Origin of the sequence: Enterocloster citroniae (assembly GCF_040545455.1) — a bacterium.
GTDB lineage: Bacteria > Bacillota > Clostridia > Lachnospirales > Lachnospiraceae > Enterocloster > Enterocloster citroniae.
The window spans coordinates 333443-357689 of record NZ_JBEPLZ010000003.1 but is presented as its reverse complement, the minus strand read 5'-3'; the positions used below and the strand labels follow the sequence as shown (position 1 = coordinate 357689).

18 protein-coding genes, 1 pseudogene and 1 other annotated feature are annotated in these 24247 nt (G+C 50.6%); of the genes and pseudogenes, 9 read left to right on the top strand and 10 right to left on the bottom strand.

Annotated features, from left to right (window positions below; genetic code table 11):
- Nucleotides 1-25 precede the first annotated feature (25 nt).
- Together nifJ and ABID13_RS05600 are read right to left on the bottom strand one after the other, a co-directional pair.
- The gene (gene nifJ, locus ABID13_RS05605; protein ID WP_007858569.1) at nucleotides 26-3562 is read right to left on the bottom strand and encodes a pyruvate:ferredoxin (flavodoxin) oxidoreductase; all 3537 of its coding nucleotides are present in this window, start codon (nucleotides 3560-3562) and stop codon (nucleotides 26-28) included.
- Between the two features lie 552 nt (nucleotides 3563-4114).
- Nucleotides 4115-5950 (bottom strand): VanW family protein, encoded by a 1836-nt coding sequence (locus ABID13_RS05600; protein WP_048930156.1) that lies wholly within the window; start codon nucleotides 5948-5950, stop codon nucleotides 4115-4117.
- A 186-nt stretch (nucleotides 5951-6136) separates the two neighbouring features.
- Here ABID13_RS05600 and ABID13_RS05595 point away from each other — a divergent pair, with 186 nt between their 5' ends.
- Entirely contained in the window at nucleotides 6137-6982 is an 846-nt protein-coding gene (locus tag ABID13_RS05595; protein ID WP_048930157.1) for a PHP domain-containing protein, read from the top strand.
- Nucleotides 6983-7100: 118 nt separating this feature from the next.
- A complete protein-coding gene (locus tag ABID13_RS05590; protein WP_007858574.1) occupies nucleotides 7101-7337 on the top strand; it encodes a hypothetical protein in 237 nt (78 codons plus the stop codon).
- Nucleotides 7338-7400: 63 nt separating this feature from the next.
- Here ABID13_RS05590 and ABID13_RS05585 read toward each other — a convergent pair whose 3' ends face one another.
- From ABID13_RS05585 to ABID13_RS05575, 3 genes and pseudogenes are all read right to left on the bottom strand, one after another.
- Nucleotides 7401-7883 carry a GNAT family N-acetyltransferase gene (locus tag ABID13_RS05585; RefSeq protein ID WP_242849259.1) on the bottom strand — a complete coding sequence of 161 codons (483 nt, stop codon included), beginning with the start codon at nucleotides 7881-7883 and terminating at the stop codon, nucleotides 7401-7403.
- A 286-nt stretch (nucleotides 7884-8169) separates the two neighbouring features.
- Nucleotides 8170-9288 (bottom strand): annotated as a pseudogene (locus ABID13_RS05580) (AI-2E family transporter); the annotation flags it as partial.
- 17 nt (nucleotides 9289-9305) lie between these two features.
- Nucleotides 9306-10499, bottom strand: a complete 1194-nt coding sequence (locus ABID13_RS05575) for an alanyl-tRNA editing protein (protein ID WP_045092494.1) — start codon at nucleotides 10497-10499, stop codon at nucleotides 9306-9308.
- A gap of 157 nt (nucleotides 10500-10656) precedes the next feature.
- On the opposite strand from ABID13_RS05575, the gene ABID13_RS05570 reads away from it, so the two are divergent.
- Complete coding sequence (locus tag ABID13_RS05570; protein WP_007858582.1) at nucleotides 10657-10911, top strand: hypothetical protein; 255 nt, start codon at nucleotides 10657-10659, stop codon at nucleotides 10909-10911.
- A 70-nt stretch (nucleotides 10912-10981) separates the two neighbouring features.
- Here the strand turns inward: ABID13_RS05570 and ABID13_RS05565 are convergent, their stop codons facing one another.
- Nucleotides 10982-11134 (bottom strand): hypothetical protein, encoded by a 153-nt coding sequence (locus ABID13_RS05565; RefSeq protein WP_007858585.1) that lies wholly within the window; start codon nucleotides 11132-11134, stop codon nucleotides 10982-10984.
- Nucleotides 11135-11278: 144 nt separating this feature from the next.
- Here ABID13_RS05565 and ABID13_RS05560 point away from each other — a divergent pair, with 144 nt between their 5' ends.
- Both ABID13_RS05560 and ABID13_RS05555 read left to right on the top strand, forming a co-directional pair.
- On the top strand, nucleotides 11279-11695 hold the full coding sequence (locus tag ABID13_RS05560) for a hypothetical protein (RefSeq protein ID WP_007858586.1): 417 nt from the start codon (nucleotides 11279-11281) through the stop codon (nucleotides 11693-11695).
- Between the two features lie 33 nt (nucleotides 11696-11728).
- Nucleotides 11729-12010, top strand: coding sequence for a hypothetical protein (locus ABID13_RS05555; RefSeq protein WP_007858587.1), 282 nt, complete (start codon nucleotides 11729-11731; stop codon nucleotides 12008-12010).
- Between the two features lie 77 nt (nucleotides 12011-12087).
- Here ABID13_RS05555 and ABID13_RS05550 read toward each other — a convergent pair whose 3' ends face one another.
- Nucleotides 12088-12888, bottom strand: a complete 801-nt coding sequence (locus tag ABID13_RS05550) for a L,D-transpeptidase family protein (RefSeq protein WP_082173900.1) — start codon at nucleotides 12886-12888, stop codon at nucleotides 12088-12090.
- Between the two features lie 242 nt (nucleotides 12889-13130).
- Between ABID13_RS05550 and ABID13_RS05545 the strand changes: the two genes are divergently transcribed.
- Nucleotides 13131-13451 (top strand): cyclic-di-AMP receptor, encoded by a 321-nt coding sequence (locus ABID13_RS05545; RefSeq protein WP_007858589.1) that lies wholly within the window; start codon nucleotides 13131-13133, stop codon nucleotides 13449-13451.
- Between the two features lie 123 nt (nucleotides 13452-13574).
- Here the strand turns inward: ABID13_RS05545 and leuS are convergent, their stop codons facing one another.
- On the bottom strand, nucleotides 13575-15989 hold the full coding sequence (leuS, locus tag ABID13_RS05540; RefSeq protein WP_048930160.1) for a leucine--tRNA ligase: 2415 nt from the start codon (nucleotides 15987-15989) through the stop codon (nucleotides 13575-13577).
- Nucleotides 15990-16142: 153 nt separating this feature from the next.
- Nucleotides 16143-16389 (bottom strand) — a binding site (T-box leader).
- A gap of 42 nt (nucleotides 16390-16431) precedes the next feature.
- Nucleotides 16432-16791 carry a 4-fold beta flower protein gene (locus ABID13_RS05535; protein WP_045092491.1) on the bottom strand — a complete coding sequence of 120 codons (360 nt, stop codon included), beginning with the start codon at nucleotides 16789-16791 and terminating at the stop codon, nucleotides 16432-16434.
- 187 nt (nucleotides 16792-16978) lie between these two features.
- On the opposite strand from ABID13_RS05535, the gene ABID13_RS05530 reads away from it, so the two are divergent.
- Both ABID13_RS05530 and ABID13_RS05525 read left to right on the top strand, forming a co-directional pair.
- Nucleotides 16979-18517 carry a DUF1538 domain-containing protein gene (locus ABID13_RS05530; protein WP_048930161.1) on the top strand — a complete coding sequence of 513 codons (1539 nt, stop codon included), beginning with the start codon at nucleotides 16979-16981 and terminating at the stop codon, nucleotides 18515-18517.
- A complete protein-coding gene (locus ABID13_RS05525; protein WP_007858593.1) occupies nucleotides 18504-19196 on the top strand; it encodes a P-II family nitrogen regulator in 693 nt (230 codons plus the stop codon). Before ABID13_RS05530 ends, ABID13_RS05525 begins: the two co-directional genes overlap by 14 nt.
- Nucleotides 19197-19263: 67 nt before the next feature.
- Here ABID13_RS05525 and ABID13_RS05520 read toward each other — a convergent pair whose 3' ends face one another.
- Nucleotides 19264-20823, bottom strand: coding sequence for a GGDEF domain-containing protein (locus ABID13_RS05520; protein WP_048930162.1), 1560 nt, complete (start codon nucleotides 20821-20823; stop codon nucleotides 19264-19266).
- A gap of 208 nt (nucleotides 20824-21031) precedes the next feature.
- Between ABID13_RS05520 and ABID13_RS05515 the strand changes: the two genes are divergently transcribed.
- Complete coding sequence (locus ABID13_RS05515) at nucleotides 21032-24244, top strand: UvrD-helicase domain-containing protein (RefSeq protein WP_048930163.1); 3213 nt, start codon at nucleotides 21032-21034, stop codon at nucleotides 24242-24244.
- The last annotated feature ends 3 nt before the right edge of the window (nucleotides 24245-24247 follow it).

Genomic DNA, 24247 nt, shown 5'->3' with positions numbered 1-24247 from the left:
TAGAATTAACTATTCACTATCAGGATTAGTCATTACCATATAATGTAACCAGCTTCTCTAAGTAAGCGTAACGCTCCTTAGCCTCTGCCTCGTTACGTGCGAACAGCTCAGCTGCTCTCTCAGGATTCTTCATGGTCAGGGACAGGTAACGAACCTCACCCTTCAGGAATTCCTGATAATTGTCCATCTTAGGTGGCTTGGAATCCAGGGAGAATTTCTTCTCAGCTGCTGGGTTGTAACGGAAGTTATTCCAGTAACCGCACTCTACAGCCAGCTTCTCCTCTGTCTGAGCCTTGTCCATACCCTTCTTAATACCATGGTTGATACATGGAGCATAAGCAATGATCAGGGATGGTCCCGGATAAGCCTCTGCCTCGGCAATTGCCTTAACAGTCTGAGCCATATCAGCGCCCATACAGATCTGTGCAACGTATACATAACCGTAGCTCATGGCAATACCAGCCAGATCCTTCTTCTTGGTGTCCTTACCGCCGGCAGCGAACTGTGCAACAGCACCTGTCTTGGTTGCCTTGGAGGACTGACCGCCTGTATTGGAGTAAACCTCAGTATCATAAACCATGATGTTGATGTCCTTACCGGATGCCAGCACGTGGTCTACACCGCCGAAGCCGATATCGTAAGCCCATCCGTCACCACCGAATACCCACTGGGACTTCTTAGCCAGGAAATCTTTATTCTTTACAATGTCTTTGCAGGTTGGGCAGTCAATGCCGTCCAGAGCTGCAACCAGCTTGTCAGAAGCAGAGCCGTTGAGAGCACCAATACCAAATGTATCCAGGTATTCCTTGCATGCAGCCTTAACTTCATCAGAAGCCTGCTCACTTGCCATTACTTCCTCAACCTTAGCCTTTAAGCCGTCTCTGATCGCGTTCTGAGCCAGTAACATACCGTAACCAAACTCAGCGTTATCCTCGAACAGGGAGTTGTCCCATGCAGGACCCTGGCCTCTGGAGTTAACAGTGTAAGGAGTAGATGGTGAGGAGTTGCCCCAGATAGAGGAGCATCCTGTTGCGTTGGCAATGTACATTCTGTCACCGAACAGCTGGGTGATCAGTTTTGCATAAGGAGTCTCGCCACATCCTGCACAAGCACCTGAGAATTCAAGCAGAGGCTGCTTAAACTGGCTGCCCTTAACAGTGTTCTCTTTGAACTTGGCAAGAACTTCTTCCTTAACCGGCAGGGACTGACCAAAGTCAAATGCTGCTGCCTCACCCAGGTTCTCTTCCAGGCTCTTCATCTCCAGAGCCTTGTTGCCCTTCATACCAGGACACACATTAGCACAGGAACCGCAACCGGTACAGTCTAACGGAGAGATGGTCATGGCAAACTTGTAGCCTGGCATACCAGTCATATCCTTCATCTTCATATCTGCAGGAGCCTTAGCTGCTTCATCAGCAGTCATGGCAACCGGACGGATTACTGCATGAGGACATACATAGGAACAGAAGTTACACTGGATACAGTTCTCAGGAACCCATGTAGGAACCTTAACTGCAATACCGCGCTTCTCATATGCAGAAGAACCGGATGGTGTGGAACCATCTGAATAATCTACAAATGCGGATACAGGCAGGTTGTTGCCTTCCTGAGCGTTAACCTTGGACTGGATATTGTTAACGAAATCAACTACATCCTTTCTTCCATGGCTTACAACTGCATAGTCAAGACCTTCGTCTTCACAATTCTTCCAGCTCTCCGGAACCTCTACCTTGTGAACGCCCTTAGCGCCTGCATCGATAGCTGCCCAGTTCTTCATAACCACATCTTCGCCCTTACGTCCGTAGGTTGCCTTTGCAGCAGCCTTCATCAGCTCGTTTGCCTTCTCTGCAGGAATGATACCTGTCAGTTCAAAGAATGCGGACTGAAGAATGGTGTTGATACGTGTTGGTCCCATGCCTGTCTCAATACCGATCTTAACACCATCGATGGTGTAGAAGTTGATGTTGTGATCAGCAATGAACTTCTTAACCTGGCCTGGCAGATGCTTCTCAAGGCCTTCCTTATCCCATGGGCAGTTCAAAAGGAATGTACCGCCGTCAACCAGCTCCTGAACCATGTTGTACTTGCGTACATAGGCAGGATTGTGGCAGGCAACGAAGTCAGCCTTGCGGATCAGGTAGGTAGACTTAATAGGAGTATGTCCAAAACGCAGGTGGGACATGGTTACGCCGCCTGACTTCTTGGAGTCATAGTCAAAGTATGCCTGTGCATACATGTCTGTATTATCACCAATGATCTTGATGGAGTTCTTGTTTGCACCTACGGTACCGTCAGCACCCAGACCCCAGAACTTACAGTTGGTGGTTCCTTCCGGAGTGGTTACAAGAGGTGCGCCCAGTTCCAGTGACAGATTGGTCACATCATCCACAATACCAACGGTAAATGGAGACTTGGTGGTGTTCTCATATACGGCAACGATCTGAGCAGGTGTGGTATCCTTGGAACCTAAGCCGTAACGGCCTGTAAGGATCTTAACCTGATCAAACTTAGTTCCCTTAAGAGCAGCAACAACATCCAGGTACAGAGGCTCGCCTAAAGCGCCTGGCTCTTTTGTTCTGTCTAATACGGAGATAACCTTAACGGTATCAGGGATTGCATCGATCAGTGCCTGTGCACAGAATGGCCTGTACAGACGAACCTTAACAACGCCGACTTTCTGTCCCTGCTTAGCCATGTAATCAATGGTCTCTTCAATGGTATCATTAACAGAACCCATGGAGATGATCACACGCTCAGCATCCGGAGCGCCATAGTAGTTGAACAGCTTATAGTCTGTACCGATCTTAGCATTAACCTTGTCCATGTACTCCTGAACGATTGCAGGTAATGCATCATAATATGGGTTGCAGGCCTCTCTTGCCTGGAAGAAGATGTCGGGGTTCTGGGCAGATCCTCTCTGGCAGGGATGGTTTGGATTCAGGGCATTCTTACGGAACTCGTCAATGGCATCCATATCAACCATATCCTTCAGTTCATCATAATCCCAGGTCTCGATCTTCTGGATCTCGTGGGATGTACGGAAACCGTCAAAGAAGTTGATAAAAGGAACTTTGCCCTTGATAGCTGCCATATGGGCTACTACAGTCAGGTCCATAACTTCCTGTACACTGGACTCGCACAGCATAGCACAGCCTGTCTGACGACATGCGTAAACATCGGAGTGGTCACCGAAAATAGATAATGCATGGGTTGCAAGTGCACGGGCGGAAACCTGAATCACGCCTGGAAGCTGCTCACCAGCAATTTTGTAAAGGTTTGGTATCATCAACAACAGACCCTGTGACGCTGTGTAGGTAGTTGTCAGCGCACCTGCTGCCAGAGCGCCATGTACAGAACCTGCTGCACCAGCCTCAGACTGCATCTCTGTAATCTGCACTTCACGACCGAAGATATTGGTTCTTCCGTCTGTGGCCCATTCATCTGTGGCTTCTGCCATAGGTGAGGATGGGGTAATTGGGAAAATAGCCGCAACATCGGTAAATGCATAGGAAGCATGAGCCGCTGCGTGGTTACCATCCATGGTTTTCATTTTTCTTGCCATTTTGATTTCCTCCTACAAATAGTGAATATGTATATGTAATGGTATACATGTGAGTCCGCCTCCGGGGCATAAAACCCTATGCAGACTGACCTGTCTACTATTATAGCAATTATTTAACAAATTGCAAATGCTTAATCGCAATTACTCCAAAAAATACAATATATATCATTAAAAAATTATAAACTCCCACAAAAAGAAAGGGCTGCTGTTTGCGTGTCAATACTCGGCATGATCCTTCTATAAGCTGTCTTAATGACAGCTGGGGGGAGGAATAAATCAGGCTTTCCAACAGGCTGAAGGCGGCCCCGTCCTTCTCATCCGGGTTCTCGGGCCCCTCCATCTCTGATTTCCGAACAGGAGATGTTCTTCTTGCGGATCCGTTCTAATGGCTTCGAGCCCGTGCTCAAGGATTGGGGAATCACTTTCTTTTGATTTCATTTTCTTTTTCATAAATTGTTTATTCCCCTCCACTTATTTGGGCGCCGAACCAAAGAAAAAGGAACCAAAAATACGGTTCCTCTTTCTCATAGACACTATTTGTTAAATTTTAAATTATTCCTGTTTCAGGGGAGCAACGATCACCGCATTGTCGCCTCCCGGTCCGGCGGAACCGCTGCTCTCTGTCCCTGGCGCGGATGGTGCCGGGGATGAGGGTGCTGTGGTTGGCGCCGCCGTAGGTGCCGCGGTGGGATCCACTCCCGGTCCGTTCTCCTGCGGCGTGCTCTCAGCGGGCGGTACAACAGCATTGTCGCCTGGAACATATCCGTCAGGCATTCCGTCCACGGTTGGGATCGCTGTATCTGCCGGCGGAGTGGTCTCCTCAGGTGCAAGCACCACGCCGGTGGTGTTGCGCAGGATAACGGGAGCATGGCCTTTGTATGTGGTCTTGTGGTCCAGTTCCCTGGACACTTCCTTGCCGTCCTTGTAGATCACCTTGTACGTCTCCCAGCGGCTGCCCATGGTACCGGCGCTCTTTTGAACCTCCACCCCCGGCTGGAGCGTCTGGTCCTCCTGGTAGGTGGGAGCCGGCGGATCCAGGTCCTCCACTTTTTTGGACTCCAGGTCCAGCTTCATTCCATCCTCCAGAATGGGGATGCCGTAAATGGAAACCGTCATCTTCTGGTCCCCATAGCTGGCCCTGATGCCAATGGATGTGCTGGTGGTGTTCTTAAACCGGAAATCCGGCTGTTCCCAGCTCACGGTTGCATCCTGCCCCGGTGTAATGTAGTTGGGTTCAAAGGTATGGGAGCGCCTGAAGGAAATGCTCTCCTCCCCAAGTCCGGAGCGGTATACCGCATTGTACAGTGTGGTGGAAACCTGGCACACGCCGCCGCCGATCTCCTGGACTACTTCCCCGTTATTATAGGCAGCGGCCCCTTTATAGCCCTTTGCCTCTGTTCTTTGTCCCACTGCGCTGTTAAATGAAAACTCCTCCCCCGGATGGACTACGGTCCCGTTCAGGGCTTCCGCCGCCAGCCTGATGTTGGTGTTGCGGTTCTTATTGGCCGTTGTCTTAGTGGTAAATGTACTAATGGTCTTATATTTTTCCTTTGCCGCAGCGGCACTGATATCAGGTGTGGTCTCACTCCCCGTGGCCTTGATGGCAGCATCAAACTTCTTATCCTTCATTGCCTGGACAATATCCTGTGCCAGCTGTTCCTGGTTAATGGAGAATCCGTTCTCCTCTCCCTTAAACACAAATTCGCCTTTTTCCTTGTCAAAGGAATCAATGGAGCCGTTCTTTGCTTTCTTATCCCACTTGGCTGCGCAGGCGGCTGCTTCCTTGGCGGCTGCCTCTTCCATCCCATCCATATCAAGGGTATAGCTTTCCTCCGGCTCCCCGCCATATATCTCTTCCAGAAGTGCGTCTACTTTTTCAGCCACCAGGTCTGTCACATCATAGGTGCTGTCACCGTATGTAACCGTCATGCTCCATGCATATTCTTTTAAGATCGCATTTCTCGCCTGGTTCCTGGACATGCCGGTGATGGTAATGCCGTCCACCTTTACTTCCTTCGTGATCTCGGTTTCCGTAGGAGCCGCCGTGCTGGTCTCATCCGGATTTCCCATCCTGCCCTTTGCCTTCAGCACCAGGGCTATACATGTGATGAGAACAAGGAGCACCACTCCAATGGCTGCTATCTTCTTATAATCAGGTCCCTTCTTTCTTCTGTGGGCACTGTTTCTCCTGGCATTCTGAGCCGCGTTCATCCTGCCGGCCTGTCCTGAGCGGTAGGAGGATGAACCGCGGGAACTTCCGCCCCCTGAACTGCTCCTGCCTGTATTTCTAGCGGAGTGTCCTCCGGTACTTCTATTATTATTAACCTTTCCCCGGCTTCTGCCAGGGTTGGAGGTTCTGCGTTCTCGGTTATTCTCTAATTGATTCATCTTATTCACCTGTCATTTCCGTCCATCAAAATATTCACAGATTGTAGTATAACATACTTTATGTAAAATGGAACCGTCTTTTTTGTTTTTTTTCCGCCAATTTTACTTATTGTGAAATTCATGTTACTATATATAAAGCAAGTATTATCAAGATGTTAAAAATTGGTTACATTTGGAGGTTTTACCATGGGATTTGTGGATCTGCACGTTCATTCAAACGCATCTGACGGCACCTTCTCACCGTCTGAGGTGGTCAGGCTGGCTGCCCGGACCGGACTGGACGCAATTGCGCTGACCGATCACGACACCACCGCCGGAATTGCCGAAGCATCCCGGGCCGGCGTCCAATATGGTGTGGAGGTCGTCCCCGGCATCGAGGTATCCAGTTCCTACCAGGGACGTGAGATCCATATCCTCGGATTCTTTGTCCATCCGGAAGATCCCGCACTGGAACACGTCCTGGAACAGTTCCGCGAACGCAGGGATGAACGGAACAGGGAAATGCTCCGGCGTTTTGCTGCGGACGGCATCATTCTTACCAATGAGGAACTGTGCGCCGGCAACCCCAACACGGTCATAACCAGGGCACATGTGGCCAGAGCGCTTCTGGCCCGGGGACTTGCCTCCTCCATGGACCAGGTATTTAAAAAATACCTTCAGTATGACGGGCGGTATTGTCCTCCCAAAGCTTATTTGTCTCCCGGCGAGGTTATGGATGCACTGCTGTCGGGAGGAGCATTTGTGGCCCTGGCCCATCCCTTCCAGTACAAACTGGGAGACAAGGGTACGCAGGAGTTGACCGCGTTCCTGGCCGGTATGGGCATGAAGGGGCTGGAAGTATACCACTCCTCCCACAACCGCCTGGAAAGCATGAAACTTCAGGCCATGGCTTCCGCTTACGGGCTGCTTTCCACAGGAGGCTCGGACTTTCACGGCAGCAATAAGCCGGATATCTCCATCGGCTGGGGCAGAGGCGGATTAAAAGTGTCCTCCCTGCTGTTAGATGATATAAAAAAAGCCCGCCAATCCTAGTTTTTTTATCTAATATTGTAATTGTGCAGGGGTTGATATTTTGATATAATCATATATGTTAAAAGATTAACCAGGCTTTTCCAGATTTGGAAAAGTACTACAAACAGGAGGAATTGCCGTGAAGATCCAGAACATAACTGATGTAGAGAAGTTTTTTGAAGTGGTAGACCAGTGCAAGGGAACCGTGGAACTTGTGTCTCCGGAAGGCGACCGTATCAACCTGAAGTCAAAACTGGCCCAGTATCTGTCAATGGCTACAATCTTCTCCAACGGATATATCAAAGAATTAGACTTGATCGCACACGAAAAAGAGGACATCGAACGTTTAATCAAATATATGTACCAGGGAGAATAAGGTTTTGATCCAGACAGCCCGGAACTTGAGAATAGTTCCGGGCTGTCTGTCATTTATGCTGCTTTACCTGTCCCGGGGCCATGATCTTAAATTCTCACCCAAGGCATCTTTAACCATTCGATAAAATGTTCCCTTTCCAATCGGCGTTGACTGTTCAAAGGGCATTCCGTCCATTTGAAACCCTGCTTTTTCGTAACAGCGGACCGCCCGTTGGTTCCATGTCCTGACTTCTAAGCACAACGGCTTACCAGGATAGAGTGTTTGGGAAATTTCAGCGGCCAGCATAAGAATTTCCTCTCCATATCCCCGTCCGCATATCTTTGGATCAACTCCTATTCCTATGGATACTTCCTTTTCTTTCTCTAAAATGCTCGTGAATCCGATCAAACGGTCCCCGTCACAGTATGTATAGTAATTTTGTGCCCTCTCCGGATTTCCGAAAGCGGTCCTTTGTTCTTTTTGTTCCCGGTATGGCGGCATATTATATAATCCGTATTCGCCTTCGTATTTCCAATTGCTAATGATCTCTTTTTCCCTTTCATCCATCAGATGATATTTAAGCATAATGCTGCGTCCTCCTTAAACCTGCAAATGGCAGCCATCAAAACCGCCTCCGCAAATTTCGATTTCCTCCTGTAAGCCGCACAGCCCGGAACTCATGGCAAGTCCGGGCTGTTTTTGTTATTTATTTCTTCTTCCGGCTGGTTCCTGACACGTTTCCGGCTGTCCCCGTGGGTGGAGCCATCCCCTTGGCACCAGGTTTTCCCGAATCCAGGACTGACTGCGTTTCGGCCCGGGCAGTCTGAGGCCCGGCCTGTCCATACCCACGTTCCCTCTTACGTATCTCCCTCACATTCACCTCATCCCTTAACAAGGCATATAGGACGGAACACAGAGGGATGAATATGAGCATTCCCACGATCCCCATCATGCTGCCGCCCAGGGTCACTGCCACCAGCACCCAGATAGAGGGAAGCCCAACGGAATTGCCCACCACATAGGGATAGATCAGATTGCCTTCAATCTGCTGGAGCACAAAAAAGGTAATGGTAAAAATAAGGGCGTCCATGGGATCCACCATCAGCATCAGGAACACTCCCACTCCCAGCCCCACAAAGGCACCGAATATGGGGATCAGGGCTGTAAATGCAATGAGCACCCCAATCAGCAGCGCGTAGGGAAGGCGCAGCAGGCTCAGCGCGATAAAGAACATGGTTCCCAGGATCACTGCTTCCACACACTGCCCGGTCAGGAAACTGGAAAAGGTCCGCTCGGTCAGGGCAGTGATCTCCACTACCCGTTTTGTCACAGCCTCAGGCAGGAACGCGTTCAGCAATTTTTTCACCTGACGTCCCAGGGTTTCCTTTTGTAGAAGGATGTAGATGGCAAAAATGAATCCGATCAAAAAGGTGGATACCCCGCTCACAATGGAGATGGCCGCTGAAAAGGTGGTGTTCAGCATGGTGCCTGCACCGCTTTTTAAAAATGCCACCATGTCCTGCAGTATCTGCTGCCAGTCGATCTCCACATTGTTTAAATATTCCAGCATCTGCGGGTAGCTTGCAAACAGACGCTCAGCTTCGGCCTGCACCCCTGCAAAGAAAAGAGGCACGCTGCTCTGAAGGTTTAAAAATGTCTTGACCAGCTGCGGCGTCACAACAAAGGTAACCAGAAACAGGATGCCCGCCACCAGAAATATGGTCATCACCAGACTCAGCGGGCGTCTTAGTTTACTATTTTTTCCAAATATTGTCATGTGACGTTCTATGTTGCGCATGGGCACATTTAAGATAAATGCAATGGCTGCCCCCAGTATAAACGGCCATGTAATGTGAAACAGAGCTGCCGCCACATCAAACAGCCGCCTGTAATTGACCCCTGCCACCACCACGACCACGGTGAACAGGATCAGTCCTCTGATTTTTTTAATTGTATCCCGATTTAGTTCCATATTATCATCCTTTATTTTCACTGGGCGCCCGTTTCCATTAACAGGGCGCTCTCTTCCAGGAACACCTTTGTCACAGACTGCCTGTCCGCCCGAAAGGTTCCCTGGGACATGAGGGCGCTTCCGCCGCCCCGGCCGTTCAGCCGCCGGTTCATAGCCTTGCTCAGGGCACGCATATCACAGCAGCCGCTTCCCAGGGCATACTGATATTCCTCATTTCCATTGCCGGGGGAGCAGACCATTACAATGCTTCCCCTTTTCCTCTCATATAAAAGGGTGGACAGCTGGCGTATCTGCACCATATTCAGTCCCTCCTCAAATAAAGCCAAGGGCGCTTCTCTCTCCGGGTACTGCTCTGTCCTGAGGGAAAAGATCTGTCCATACAGGCGGCCCATGAGCATTTCCCTGTCCTGCAGATCGTTCTTAAGCTTTTCCACTGCCTCCGGCACCAGGTCAAGCCTGGCTGAGAGAAGGTTGGAAAGCCTGGTCTCATCCTTCAGCCTGTCCCTGTAATCCAGAAGGGCCCTGCGGCCGCAGAGCAGAAAAATGCGGACGCCGCCTTTGTAGTGGATCATGCTCCTTATCTTAATGATGCCCACTTCTCCTGTATTTTCTACATGTGTTCCGCAGCAGGCGCACATATCCGCATCCGGTATTTCCACGATCCGCACCAGTCCGGTCAGTTCCTTCTTGCTTCTGTAATCCAAGGAATCCAGTTCCTCCTTGTCAGGATACAGAACCTTTACCGGGACATTGTCATACACTGCCTGGTTGGCTTCATTCTCCAGCTGATCCAGCTGTTCCGGAGTGATGGGGCCGTTAAAATCCACGGTCACTTCCTCCGACCCCATATGGAACCCTACATTATCATATCCAAACCGCCTGTGGACCAGCCCGGACAGGATGTGCTCCCCTGTGTGCTGCTGCATGTTGTCATACCGCTTCTGCCAGTCAATGATGCCCTCTGCCAGTGTTCCCGGTTCCAGGGGCGCTGCCAGCTCATGAATGATCACATCCCCCCTTTCATGCACGGAAAGCACGGCAACCCCGTTCAGCGTTCCTGTGTCAAAGGGCTGTCCTCCTCCCTCGGGATAAAAGCCTGTCTGATTGAGAACAGCCAGCCAGGTGCCTTTCCCGCTTTTCTCACACTGTTCTATGGTACACATAAAAGACTTCACATAGGGAGTCTGGTAATATAATCTGCTCTTATCCATCTTATAAGCCCCTTTTCTTTAATGCTTTCATGATTATACTATAGATTGGCTGGTTGTACCATTTAAAATTTTATAAAAATATTTGAAAACCAGGAAACATGAGCAAGCAGGGGTTCATATGATACAGTGTAATTAAACTTTATATGGAGGAACTAACATGAGTGATGTAGCAGCAACAAACTGCGGTTGTGACTGTGGATGTGGATGTGGAACAGGAGGAAACGGGTGCAACCTGATCTGGCTCATCCTGATTCTGTGCTGCTGTGGCGGAGGCGGCGGTGGATGCTTTGACCACAACAACTGCGGAGGCGGTTGTGGATGTGGTTGCGGAAGTGGAAGCGGCTGTGATTTTATTTGGATCATCCTGCTTCTGTGCTGCTGTGGTGGCGGCGGTGGCGGCTTCTGCTGCTAATTCCCACCTCTGAGAATCCTCTACAAAAGACAAATAAAACAGGGAGTGGCTTCATCACTCCCTGTTTTTTCTATTTTTCAGAGCCTGCAGAACCAGGAGATCCATAGGCATTGCCGGTTCCCCGGTTCTTGCCTCCATATCCTTTTCTGCCCTGCTTTCTTTTCAAACATTCATCATCTATCTCATAAACCGCGTTTCCATCGATCACTAAACGGCTATACATGGATCTCACTCTCCTTCCATATTATTAATATATGCAGTGTCCAGGCTTTGGCGCATCCAATCACTTCCCAACTCAAATATGTGGCATTGTTTGCCGTCCCTTTGCATAAACTTAAGCAAAGAATGAAAAGGCCGGTGGAAAGATATGAACCCATCTGATGACTATAAACTTACTGATTTGGATTATCTCATAGGGGACCACCATCTGCAGATGATAAAGGCTGCCCTCCCCTACCTGGGCGTGCAGGAACAAAAAGCCATATCCCTTTTTGTAAAGGCGCAGGAGCTGCGAAAGACAGTTGAACTTTTTGAAACCGAGGAAGTGGCTTCCATGGGCATATGCTCCCTGGAAAGTTCGGAAGGGACCGGGTCTTTGCGGGATCTTCTGAAAGCCATACGGCCCTACGGCAATCCCATGGAACGGGATATGATCGATATGGCCCAGAATTTCATGGACGGCCAGACTCCCATGGACCAGATGCGCAGGTTCCTGACACCGGAACAGCAGTCCCGTTTCGAGACCATGGAAATGATGATGACCGCGTTCCAGGCCATGTCGTAATCACATCTTATTTAAGAAAGGATACATAACAGTATGGATGCAAACTGGAAAAAAGATCCACGCCTGAAATCCATGAGCAAGGAAAAGCTTGCCCTGCTCACAGAATTTGCGGACCGCATTGAACACACGGAAAAAAACAAGCTGATGGAGGCGTTCATGTCCATTAATCTGGAAGCCAGGCAAAAGGGGATCCAGTTTAATGACAAGGAGACAGCTCTCCTTGTAACCATCTTAAGTTCAGGCATGCCCTCTACTGAAAAGAAGAAACTGGATATGCTGAAAATGTTGTCAAAAAAAATGGCAGGGCCGCGCTGATCAGGCGCCCCCTGCCTTAGAAAATATCAAATGATCCAACTCAATGATTCGGACCCTGTGTCCGAATCATATGTTTATCATTTCAGCTGAGTTATATCAGCGGCGATCACGATCCTGGTCTTCTCCGTGGCTGTCTGCACCAATTCCTTGGCCCTGGATTCAGGAAGCCGGATGCAGCCTGCAGAACCATTATCCGCTGATGCGGTAAAACAGTGAAGGAAAATAGCCGATCCCTTTCCCGGCACACGGTCCGAATTATAGTCCAGCGCAAGGGCATAATTATAGTAGGGAGAGGCTGCCGCCAGATTCTCAGCCGAGTTCCAGGACCGGGAAGTCACGGACGTATTCACCAGCTGATTATAGTAAGAGCTGGAGGGATCATCCACCCAGTAATCCCCCTTTACCACCTTATGATAGGGAAGCATGCTGCCGGGATCCTCCTTCAGGCCAAAGGCCATGGTAAAACCATAGGTGCCGGACGGGGTCTTGCCATCCCCTTCCCCTTTATCCGAGGTGATGCCTCCCCGTCCCACAACGGATGCCTCTTTCCACACCAGTTCAAAGGAATCTTCAGACTTGGCGTAATAGTAAGTATCTGCATTGCACCCGCCGGTGCCCACCACCACGATCATCTGGTCCGCCTCCCTGGCAGCTTCCAAATTCTGGGGCTGAATCACGCCGTCCACCACGGCCGGAGCCTTTGTATCCCGGCTGATCTCCACCACCCCGGGGCCTCCTCCCTTATCAGCGCCCTGCACCCCCTGCCCCAGGACTGCTGCATACGCCGTACCGGCTGTTTGCCCTGGTGGCGCCGCTGCCGGGACTGCCGCTGCCAGGACCGCCATTGCCAGGACCGCCATTCTTCTATACCGTTTCATATGGAATCTCCTCTTCATATGGAATCTCTCTTAACATAAAATTTCTTTTCCTATTATAACCTGCACCGGTTATAATTGGTATTTCTTTTTTCTTACAATTCGCTTTGTAAGGAACCTGATTCCGACCCAAAAAATTGTTAATAAAATTTAACTTGAACATATCCTAAGACCGGCCTATAATAAATCCAACATTACATTCAAGGATCCTATTTTCAGGTGATTTCTTGAAAGGAGGCGCGCATATGCAGTTATTGATCATCATCATTCAGGAAGTTGACTACGAACGGCTTTCCAGGGAATTCATCAGGCACCGGATACTGGCTACCAAGTTCTGTACCGAGGGACTGTATCTGAACAAAAAGAACATCACACTGATGGTGTGCATTGAAAAAGAACGGGAAAAGGAAATTCTGGAATATATAAAGAACAGCTGTACGGAACGGGTGGAGGAACGCCAGGTATCCGAATATAACGGTCAGATGTTTGTGGATACATTAAAGGGCGTCAAGGTTGGAGGCGCCACTGTATTTACAGCAGACGTGGACAAGATACTGAAATTCTGATCCTGGGTTTCAGCTTCCGGTCAGGGAACCGATTGAACAGGACAGCACAAGGAATGGCATGCCGCAGACAACACGGCATGCCATTCCTTTTATCAATCTCTGTTACATAATCCGCGACCGCTTTTATTTGCAGACAATATTGATGATCTTGCCCGGTACGTAGATTTCCTTTACAATATTACCGGCCAGCTTGTCCTTAACAGCTTCCCTGCCGGCTGCCAGCGCATCCTCTTTGGAAATGTCGGCGGGCAGTTGGATCACGGAACGGGTCTTGCCATTTACCTGGACCGCCACCTCAATCTCATCATCCTTCATGGCTTCCTCGTCACATTCCGGCCACTGGGCATGGAATACGCTGTCCGTGCCGCCCAGCTGCTGCCACAGTTCTTCTCCGATATGAGGAGCAAAGGGTGCCAGGAGAATGACAAATGTCCTCAGTGTCTCCTTGTCAATGCCGCCCTCCTTCTTTGCCAGATCGATCATCTTGTTGTTGTATTCCATAAAACCGGAGATAACCGTATTCAGGCTGAACTGGTTAAAGCGGTACTCAATATCGTATACCAGTTTATGGCGCAGCTTGATCATTTCCCTGGTAGCCTCTATCTCCTTGTCTTTGTTGTCCATCACAAGGTTCCAGAATCGGTTCAGGAACCTGGAAACGCCTTCGATCCCCCTGTCGTCCCACTCTGCATCCAGTTCAGGCGGTCCCACAAACAATTCATACAGCCTTAAGGAATCACAGCCATAGTCCCTTACCAGATCGTCAGGGGATACCACGTTGCCTTTGGACTTACTCATCTTGATTCCGTTTTTGCCCGTGATCATGCCCTGGTTAAACAGCTTCTTAAAGGGTTCGTCAAAATCAATGGCCCCGATGTCACACAGGAATTTTGTGTAAAAACGTGAGTACAGCAGATGGAGCACTGCATGCTCTACACCGCCGATATACATATCAACCGGCAGGTACTTGTCTGCCTTTTCCCTGGATACAAGTTCCTCTTTATTATGGCTGTCCACATAGCGCAGGAAATACCAGGAGGAACCAGCCCACTGGGGCATGGTGTTGGTTTCACGTTTGGCAGGCGCCCCGCAAACCGGGCAGGTGGTATTCACCCACTGGTCAATGGCTGCCAGAGGTGATTCTCCTGTTCCGGTAGGCTGATAGCTCTCCACCTCGGGAAGCCTTAAGGGAAGCTCTTCCTCAGGCACAGGCACGCAGCCGCACTTGGGGCAGTGGATAATGGGGATGGGCTCTCCCCAGTAGCGCTGGCGCGAAAATACCCAGTCGCGCAGCTTATAGTTAACCGTCTTGTGGCCGAATCCCTTTTCCTCGATCATATGGGGCGCTTCCTTTTTAAGGACAGCTGACTCCATGCCATTCCAGTCACCGGAATTGATCATGATGCCGCTTGCCTCCGTGTACGCCTCGGTCATATCTTCGATCTCAACGCCGTCCTTTGCAATAACCTGTACAATGGGAAGGCCGAATTTCTTTGCAAACTCAAAGTCCCTGTCGTCATGGGCAGGCACGCACATGATGGCTCCCGTGCCGTAGTCTGAAAGTACATAGTCGGACAGCCAGATGGGTGTCTTTGCGCCGTTTAACGGGTTGATGGCATAGCTGCCTGTAAACACGCCCGTCTTATCCTTGGCCTGCATACGGTCTACATTGGAGCGCATGGAGGAATCAAAAATATACTGTTCAACCGCCTCCCTGGTCTCATCCGTGGCCAGGCTCTTGGCCAGCTCGTGCTCAGGGGCAAGCACCATAAAGGTGGCGCCGTACAGGGTGTCCGGTCTTGTGGTGTAGACCGTGATCTTCTCCTCACGTCCATCAATGGGGAAATCCACCTCTGCGCCATAGGATTTACCAATCCAGTCTGTCTGCATCTTCTTAACTTTCTCAGGCCAGTCCAGCTTGTCCAGGTCATTTAACAGGCGCTCTGCATAGGCAGTGATCTTTAACATCCACTGGCGCAGGTTCTTTTTGGTCACGGCAGTGCCGCAGCGCTCGCAGCAGCCGTTTACCACTTCCTCATTGGCAAGGCCGGTCTTACAGGAAGGACACCAGTTAATAGGGAACTCCTTCTCATAGGCCAGGCCCTTTTTGAACATCTGTACAAAGATCCACTGGGTCCACTTGTAGAAATCAGGGTCCGTGGTGTTGACCTCCATATCCCAGTCATAAATGGCGGCAATCTGTTTGATCTGCTTTTTAATATTGGAAATGTTGGCTTCCGTGGACTTAGCCGGATGAACCCCCATCTTGATCGCGTAGTTCTCAGCAGGAAGGCCGAATGCGTCCCAGCCCATGGGATGGATCACATATTTTCCCTTTAACAGCTGGTATCTGCTCCACACATCGGAGATTACATATCCCCTCCAGTGGCCCACATGAAGGCCGCTGCCTGACGGATATGGGAACATATCCAGACAATAATACTTTTCTTTCTTGCCATCATTGACATTGATGGGCTTTTCCTCCCAGTTTTCACGCCACTTTTTCTCAATCGCGCTGTGATTGTACTGTGTTGCCATAATTTCATTCCTCCATTGGTTATCTCAGGGCAGGTGAACCATATAACATTCGGGACTTCTTACCCGCAGTGCGGTTCCGGCGGAGCGTTTTTTATATCATAGGGAACTCCAGAGAAATCTCCTATGATATAAAAAAGCCCTGCATCTCTATCCTCTAGAGACGCAAAGCCAATGTCCTCGCGCGGTACCACTCTGGTTCATGCCTTCTGACGCATGCACTTGTTCCTCTTATAACGGTAAGGGTTCCGTCCTGTCCTACTGAGATCCGATCCCGATGGGACATCTCCTTTGGGCCAGGCTACTCCAGGGCCAGTTCAACAACCTTCTGTCACCGGCTCACACCAGCCGCCGGCTCTCTGTATCCATAGGGTTATCTACTATTCCCTTTCTGCGTATTTGCACTAAAGCATAATTTAGCACATTTCCATGACAGTGTCAACCTCTACAGGCGAAAAAAGTCAGCTGCTGTCATCTCTGACCAGGCCGCTTTATAAGGGGTTCTGGCGCACCGGGCTGTCCGGGCATGCCGGTGGGGCTTAGCCGCCTTAGCCCACTTGGCCGGCGTCTCATGTCTGGAAGGTTTGGCCGGACCTCCGATACGCGCCTCATCTGTGAAAAGGACGCAGTAACCTTCCAGGTCACGGATCCATCCCCTGTCAAACCAACCGTACTGTAATCCTTCAAAACTGTAAACAGCTCCTTCAACAATATAGGCCGCTGGCGTTCCGTCAAACAGGTAGATGTGCTCCCTGTCCTTATCCAGATACGCTGCCGGCATTCCTTCCTTATTATAAAATGTCATGTCCCGGTTCTCCCATTTTCTTTTTTACAATGGATTTATTATACTACGCCCTTTCCCCACATTCAATCTTTATCTTTTCTTAACATTTTTCTAACGCCCCATTCACTTGCTTTGACCGTTGTCCCTATGCTAAGCTTTATATAAGGCATATCCTAAAACAAAATAACGGACAACAGGAGGTAACTTATTGAATCAGAAACTCAAAGAAAAAATCACAGAATCCCTATCATCTGTGCTGCCCGTTACCTGTATCGTATTGATACTTGGAATCACCATTGCCCCCATTCCCCTGGACCCGCTGATGCTGTTTTTGGCAGGGGCCGCTTTCCTTATTATAGGTATGGGATTTTTCACACTGGGGGTAGATATGGCCATGATGCCCATCGGGGAAAAGGTAGGGGCACAGCTGGCCAAGGCGAAACGACTTCCAATCATCATACTGGCATGTATTATCATGGGCGCAATTGTAACCGTTGCCGAACCGGACCTTCAGGTCCTGGCAGGACAGACGCCGGCCGTACCTGACATGGTACTGATCCTCACCGTAGCCGCAGGCGTGGGTCTGTTTCTGGCCCTGGCATTCCTCCGCTCCCTTTTCGGATGGAGCCTGTCCCATATTCTTATGGTCTGCTATCTCATTCTGTTCATCATGGCCTTCTATATTCCAGGTGACTTTCTTGCAGTGGCATTTGACTCCGGAGGCGTGACCACCGGCCCCATAACAGTTCCCTTTATCATGGCTCTTGGCATGGGTCTGTCCTCCATCGGCCAGGGGAAAAATCAGGACAGTGACAGCTTCGGCCTTGTTGCCCTGTGCTCCATCGGTCCCATCCTTTCGGTTATGATCCTGGGTTTTATCTACCAGTCATCCTCAGGCACCTATGAGCCAACGGTTATTCCCTCCATCAGCAATTCCCAGGATTTATGGCTGGCCTTTCAGAATGAGCTGCCCGAATACGCCATGGAGGTATTTACCGCCCTGTTCCCCATCCTGATATTCTTTATCATTTTCCAAATCTTTTTCTTAAAAATGCGTAAAAGACAGGTTGTGAAGATCCTGGTGGGAATGTTATACTCTTATATTGGACTGACGCTGTTCCTCACAGGGGTCAACGTAGGGTTCATGCCCGCGGGCAGTTACCTGGGCAAGCAGATCGCTTCCCTTTCCTACCGGTGGGTCCTGATCCCCATCGCCATGCTCATTGGTTTTTACATTGTAAAGGCGGAACCTGCCGTGCAGGTGTTAAACAAGCAGGTTGCGGAGGTGACGGGCGGCACCATATCCGAGGCAACCATGATGAAAGGCCTGTCCGTTGGAATGGCTCTTTCCCTGGGATTATCCATGCTTCGGGTCATGACCGGACTCCCTCTTATGAGCCTGCTCTTACCCGGCTATGCTCTGGCCCTGGGGCTGTCATTTGTGGTTCCTCCTGTCTTTACTTCCATTGCATTTGACTCTGGCGGTGTTGCATCCGGTCCCATGACCGCAACCTTCCTGCTCCCCTTTGCAATGGGCGCATGCGAAGCGCTGGGCGGGAATATCCTGACAGATGCATTCGGCATTGTGGCCATGGTGGCCATGACGCCCCTTATTATCATACAATTTATCGGCTTATCCTATGAGATCAAGACGAAAAGGGCAAAAAGCGATTCACGGCTGTCCTACGTTGATATGAACAGTGAATTTATCGAATTAGAAAAGGAGGACTCCGATGAACATGAATAGTATCAGATGGATGGCCGCCATTGTGGACCGGGGCAAGGGCAACAAGGCTGCATCCATTTTCCATGAACACCACCTGGAAATCCTTCTGGCAGTCAGGGGACACGGAACTGCCAGCTCCGCCATCATGGACTGCCTGGGACTGGATGAACCGGAAAAGGATCTGGTTCTGGGAATCGCAACCGGCACCGATGCCCATCAGGCAATGGAGGCTCTAAAACACAAGATGGAGTTTGACAAGCCAGGACATGGAATTGCATTTTCCATCCCGCTTTCAGGAATCAGTATTGCTGCTTCCAATTTTCTAAAGGATTGGGATACATCCCAGACACAGATCACAGCTTGTGCTAAGGAGGATACATCTATGCCAGACAGCAAACACTACGAATTAATCGCCACAGTTATCAATACGGATCTGTCCACACCGGTCATGGAGGCTGCCAGAAAGGCCGGCTGCCACGGTGGCACCCTTGTAAAAGCCAGGGAGATCGGCACCGATGAGGGAAAGAAGCTCTTCGGCCTGACCCTTTCCCAGGAAAAGGCCATCCTCCTTATCCTTACCCCTGTTTCCGGAAAACAGCCCATACTCAAGGCGATCTGCGAGACGGTACTGCAGGAGACCGGGGAACATGCGGTCGCATTTTCCATGCCGGTGGATGAGGTGCAGGGAATCAGCGGTTAGGATCTGACAAATAGGCCGGGCGGATGATTTTGCCCGGCCCTTGTCAACTGAGGGTATGTTTTTCAATCTAATAACTTTCTTCCATATCGGAAAATATCCACAATGTTTCCTGGGAACTGCTGAAATATGAGTTGCATCTCAGAACCCTGAGTTTCAACCGGCTTCCATCCCTCTTCTGATATATAAATCCAGGTATCTCATCCCCGTCCAGCATCATCTCCAGATTCCCATAATCGCAGAACTGTTCAAATAAACGGACGTATTCCGGCTCCACCATCCGGTTGGCATACATCAGCAGGGCCTTGCTGAAACTGTCCCTGGATTCCTCCAGCATTTTCTCAAAATAGGACGGAATAAAGATCCGGCGCAGGGTATCTGTTTCCAGATTCACAAAATAAACGCCTTTAAACACAGGTGCCAGAACCCGCAGGAAACGCTCCGCATCCCTTTTTTCAGTGATTACCCGTTCCATCTGGCTGTCCAATGACCGCTGCTGGCGCTCACCCCCCTGGGCGGAGTAATATTCCTCTTTACGCATCTGCATATCTGTCTCCGCAGCCTGGATTATCTCATTGATATCCAGACCCTCCTCCCTCCATTCAAGGCCCACGGAAATAGAATAGCCCGCACGCTCCACCGCCTGTCGGACATCCTCCAAATTCTCCGTCACTGTCTGATGCAGAACATCCCTACAGAGCACTACAAACTCATCTCCCCCAATGCGGAAGACGGATTCCCTGCCAAAATTCTTTAAAAGGATCGCCGCAACTGTTTTCAGCATGACGTCTCCTGCCTTGTGCCCTAAATGGTTGTTGATCTCATGCAGTCCGTTTACATCAATATAAACACAGGCAAGTGAAAGGGTATCCGGCTGCGTTAATGTCCGTATCGCCTTTTTATAGCTGTTTCTGTTCTGGATGCCTGTCAGCGCGTCCGTTAGCGCCTCTTTGCTTAAGATCTTATTGGCAGCCTCGATCTGCTGGTACTGCCTTCGGATGGTGATCTCATCCTTCTTTGACTGGATCCTGGAATTATACAGGCTGGTGGCGATCCCAATTGCCACCAGTGAGAGAAACAGGCTGTTCATCAGGTTATTATACGTATGGTTTAACCCTGCGGGATCAGGAAAATATGGCAGAAGCAGATTAAACACCAGAACATCCGCCAGAAACAGCAGCGCCGTCTTCCACGGCTTCATCATGGACAGGATGGCCAGGATCAGGATCACATAGTTATAGACCGTCAGTCCATTCCCCCCCAGCTGGTCATTCAGCGTGACGGCGATTCCCCAAAAGCTGAAAAACACCAAATAGGCGTGTTCAATCCAGAAATAATAACGGTGGCTGTTCTCCTTCTTTCTGTCAACCCAGGCCTGCCCTGCCATCACACACAATGTGACCAGGATCAGGATGAGATACATGAGAAAATAAGCGGTGCGCCTCGGTTTCAAGAAGGGGCCGCCCGGACGCAATGAAATGGAAACCAGCATGACCAGTTCATATATAATGATAAAAAGATGAAAAAAGAAGTTCCTGTTCACCACATCCCGGTGAAGGGAACATTCAATTTCATCAAAATCCCGGAGCCCGGCGTCTATTCCTAAAAGACACTTTAGTTTCATCCACATCCACATTTCACTCCTTCATTCCCCTTTGGGACATTCATCTCAAACGCCTGATACATGCCCTCTTTTTTAAAGTATATCATACTTTAGTTCCATGGAATATGTAAATTTCAATTTTCTCCCCCCACACGCTATTTCCATACTCATCCTCTTCCATTTTCCAAGAAATCCATTATAATTATTACTATCAAAGGAAAGCAGGTGCAATTAAATGTACATAGGCGATTTACATATCCACTCCCGTTATTCCAGGGCCACCAGCAAAGAGCTGACACCGGAGCATCTGGATCTCTGGGCCCGCAAAAAAGGGATTCATATAGTTGGAACAGGGGATTTTACCCACCAGGCATGGAGGGCTGAACTGGAGCAGAAACTGGAGCCGGCCGAGTCCGGCCTTTACGTGCTCAAAAAAGAATGGGAAATACGCCATTCCTCAGCTGCCGCCGGAAATAAACCACGTTTTGTGATTACCGGGGAGATCAGCTCCATTTATAAGAAGAACGGAAAGGTGCGCAAGGTTCACAGCCTGATCCTCCTTCCCAGCCTGGAGGCTGCGGAAGTTCTCTCCCGGCGGCTGGAGGCCATTGGCAACATCCACTCCGATGGGCGTCCCATCCTTGGTCTTGACTGCCATGATCTTCTGGCGATCACACTTGATGCGTGTCCGGAGGCGATTTATGTGCCTGCGCATATCTGGACGCCTCATTTTTCCCTGTTCGGCGCATTTTCCGGTTTTGATACCATTGAAGAGTGCTATGAGGAGCTGACGCCCCAGATCCACGCCCTGGAGACAGGGCTGTCCTCGGACCCGGCCATGAACTGGCGCCTGTCCGCTCTGGATTCCTATCAGCTGATCTCCAATTCAGATGCCCATTCCCCAGCCAAATTGGGGAGGGAGGCCAATCTGCTTGATATCGCCATGTCCTATGAAGGGCTTTACGGCGCGATCCAAAGAGGCGAGGGGCTGGCCGGAACCATCGAGTTTTTCCCGGAGGAGGGTAAATACCATTTTGACGGCCACCGCAAATGCCACCTGTGCCTGAGTCCGTCCCAGGCCAGGCAGTATAACGGTATATGCCCTGTGTGCGGCAGAAAGCTGACCACAGGTGTGCTTCACAGGATCGAACAGCTGGCCGACCGCCAGGAAACCTTCCGGCTGCCGGGCGGCAGGCCTTATGAGAACCTGGTACCCCTTCCTGAAGTGATCGCCGGCTGTATGGGCACCTCCTCCGGCAGTGTCAAGGTGGCGCGGCAGTATGAGCACATGCTGGAGGAGCTGGGAGATGAATTCCACATACTCAGGAAAGCGTCCCTGGATGATATCAGCCGGATCGGAGGCCAGCTCACAGCCCAGGGCATCCGCCATCTGCGGGAAGGGCAGGTGGAATGGAGGCCCGGGTATGATGGGGAATACGGCACCATGAAGCTGTTCGGGGCAGCGGAACTGGACAGCGTGGAGGGACAGCTGTCATTTATTCTGGATGAAGAGGATACCCCATCTGATGACAGCAGTCTCCTGTCCGCGGACCTGTCTTATGCCGGGGAAAGCAAACAGCCGCAGATGCTCTCTGCCTGCACCAGTGAACCGGATCCCATTTCCTCCGCTGTTGCTGCCCCCGTCATCCTGGATCCCTCTGACAACCATCCATCCCTGGCAGGACTCAACCAGGGTCAGCGCCAGGCAGTCCAGTCCATCGCCCCTGTAACCGCTGTCATCGCCGGTCCGGGCACGGGAAAGACCAAGACCCTGGTGTCCCGCCTTGCTTATCTTCTGGGTGAACGGGGCGTAAAACCCGGTGAGATCACCGCAGTCACCTTCACCAACAAAGCTGCCGAGGAGCTGCGCCAGCGTATCCACCAGCAGCTGCCGGGCAAGGGCCGCCTCACCCAGATGCAGGTGGGGACTTTTCACTCCCTGTGCTACCGGATGCTGCTGGCGGATGGGACCGACCTGGTCCTGGCCGATGAAGGCCAGCTGGAGGAATGCGCGTCTCAGACAGTGGAACAGCTGAGCCTCTCCTGCTCTGCCCGCCAGTTTCTCGCCATGGTATCCCTGCACAAATCCGGGATCCAGACCCCTGACATGGAAGAGGCATTCCGCCTGTATGATACACTCCTGGCAGACCGTCATATCATGGACTTTGACGATCTGCTCCTGAACGTACTGGAACGGCTGGAGTCAGAGCAGTCCAGCCAGCTCCGCAAAAAACACTTTTTCTATCTTCTGGTGGATGAATTCCAGGATATCAGCCCGGTCCAGTACCGCCTGATCCGTGCCTGGTGCAAGGGAGGCAAGGAATTATTCCTGATCGGCGACCCGGATCAGTCCATCTATGGGTTCCGCGGCTCCCAGAGCAATTGTTTCGACTTTCTGAACGCGGATTTTGAACAGGTAAATACACTGCGCTTAAAACCTAACTACCGTTCCACACCGGAGATCCTGGCAGCCGCCCTTCCCCTCATCTCCCACAACCCAGGTGGGAAAAGGGAACTGGAACCAATGCTCTCCCACGGCTCCCCGGTCCGGGTGGCCGCTGCCAAAACCAGCCTGTCGGAAGCCATCTTTATTGCCAAGGAGATCGGACACATGGTGGGAGGCATCGATATGCTGGACGCCCACACAAATACCGCCCATTTCTCAGATACCCCCAGAAGTTTCGGAGATATCGCTATCCTGTACAGGACCAACCATCAGGCAAAGCTGCTGGAGGAGTGTCTGAGAAAAGAAGGGATTCCCTATGTGGTGTCCGGGCGTGAGGATTATCTGTCCGATCCATCTGTTCAGGGAACCATCTGCTTCTTTCATGGTCTGCTGCAGTATTCCCGGGATGAAAATGCTTCCCAATGGAAACAGACAAAGGCATTGTGCTGTAAACTGCTTTCATCATCCCACAACTATGAGACCTTAAAAGAGGCATATTCCGGCCGTTTAAAGCGTGAAAAGCCTTGGAAGATCCTGGAGGACTGGAGGCACGGTCTGAAGCTGTGTGACAGCAAGGCCATGGAGACTTTGGTGTGCATGTCATATTTCCACAAGACCATGGAGGATATGATCCATACCCTTACCTTTGGACAGGGAAATGATGTCACCAGAAGCGGCCAGGACTCCTGTCCATCGAGCGCGGTCACCCTGATGACCTTCCACGCCTCCAAGGGCCTGGAATTTCCCACCGTGTTCCTGTACGGACTCAAGCAAGGGCTTATGCCTCTTAAGTCAGGCAGCGGCCCTGTGGACTGGGAGGAGGAGCGGCGCCTTCTGTACGTGGCAATGACCCGTGCAAAGGAAGAACTGGTTCTGACCACCTCCGAGGAGCCATCCCCCTTCCTGTCCGAAATCCCCCAGGACGCATGCCGCACAGAGCAGGCCCATATACCGGGGGATGGGATGAAGCAGCTGAGTTTATTTGATTTTAATTTGATGTAAGCA

Excerpts from the sequence above, each read along its gene's own strand:
- ABID13_RS05570 (WP_007858582.1), top strand. The coding sequence starts at position 10,657 with ATGAGTGATGTAGCAGCAACAAACTGCGGTTGTGACTGTGGATGTGGA.
- ABID13_RS05520 (WP_048930162.1), bottom strand. The coding sequence starts at position 20,823 with ATGTGGATGAAACTAAAGTGTCTTTTAGGAATAGACGCCGGGCTCCGG.
- ABID13_RS05585 (WP_242849259.1), bottom strand. The coding sequence starts at position 7,883 with ATGGATGAAAGGGAAAAAGAGATCATTAGCAATTGGAAATACGAAGGC.
- ABID13_RS05555 (WP_007858587.1), top strand. The coding sequence starts at position 11,729 with ATGGATGCAAACTGGAAAAAAGATCCACGCCTGAAATCCATGAGCAAG.
- ABID13_RS05550 (WP_082173900.1), bottom strand. The coding sequence starts at position 12,888 with ATGAAACGGTATAGAAGAATGGCGGTCCTGGCAATGGCGGTCCTGGCA.
- ABID13_RS05595 (WP_048930157.1), top strand. The coding sequence starts at position 6,137 with ATGGGATTTGTGGATCTGCACGTTCATTCAAACGCATCTGACGGCACC.
- ABID13_RS05535 (WP_045092491.1), bottom strand. The coding sequence starts at position 16,791 with ATGACATTTTATAATAAGGAAGGAATGCCGGCAGCGTATCTGGATAAG.
- ABID13_RS05515 (WP_048930163.1), top strand. The coding sequence starts at position 21,032 with ATGTACATAGGCGATTTACATATCCACTCCCGTTATTCCAGGGCCACC.
- nifJ (WP_007858569.1), bottom strand. The coding sequence starts at position 3,562 with ATGGCAAGAAAAATGAAAACCATGGATGGTAACCACGCAGCGGCTCAT.
- leuS (WP_048930160.1), bottom strand. The coding sequence starts at position 15,989 with ATGGCAACACAGTACAATCACAGCGCGATTGAGAAAAAGTGGCGTGAA.
- ABID13_RS05600 (WP_048930156.1), bottom strand. The coding sequence starts at position 5,950 with ATGAATCAATTAGAGAATAACCGAGAACGCAGAACCTCCAACCCTGGC.
- ABID13_RS05545 (WP_007858589.1), top strand. The coding sequence starts at position 13,131 with ATGCAGTTATTGATCATCATCATTCAGGAAGTTGACTACGAACGGCTT.
- ABID13_RS05565 (WP_007858585.1), bottom strand. The coding sequence starts at position 11,134 with ATGTATAGCCGTTTAGTGATCGATGGAAACGCGGTTTATGAGATAGAT.
- ABID13_RS05575 (WP_045092494.1), bottom strand. The coding sequence starts at position 10,499 with ATGGATAAGAGCAGATTATATTACCAGACTCCCTATGTGAAGTCTTTT.
- ABID13_RS05560 (WP_007858586.1), top strand. The coding sequence starts at position 11,279 with ATGAACCCATCTGATGACTATAAACTTACTGATTTGGATTATCTCATA.
- ABID13_RS05525 (WP_007858593.1), top strand. The coding sequence starts at position 18,504 with ATGAACATGAATAGTATCAGATGGATGGCCGCCATTGTGGACCGGGGC.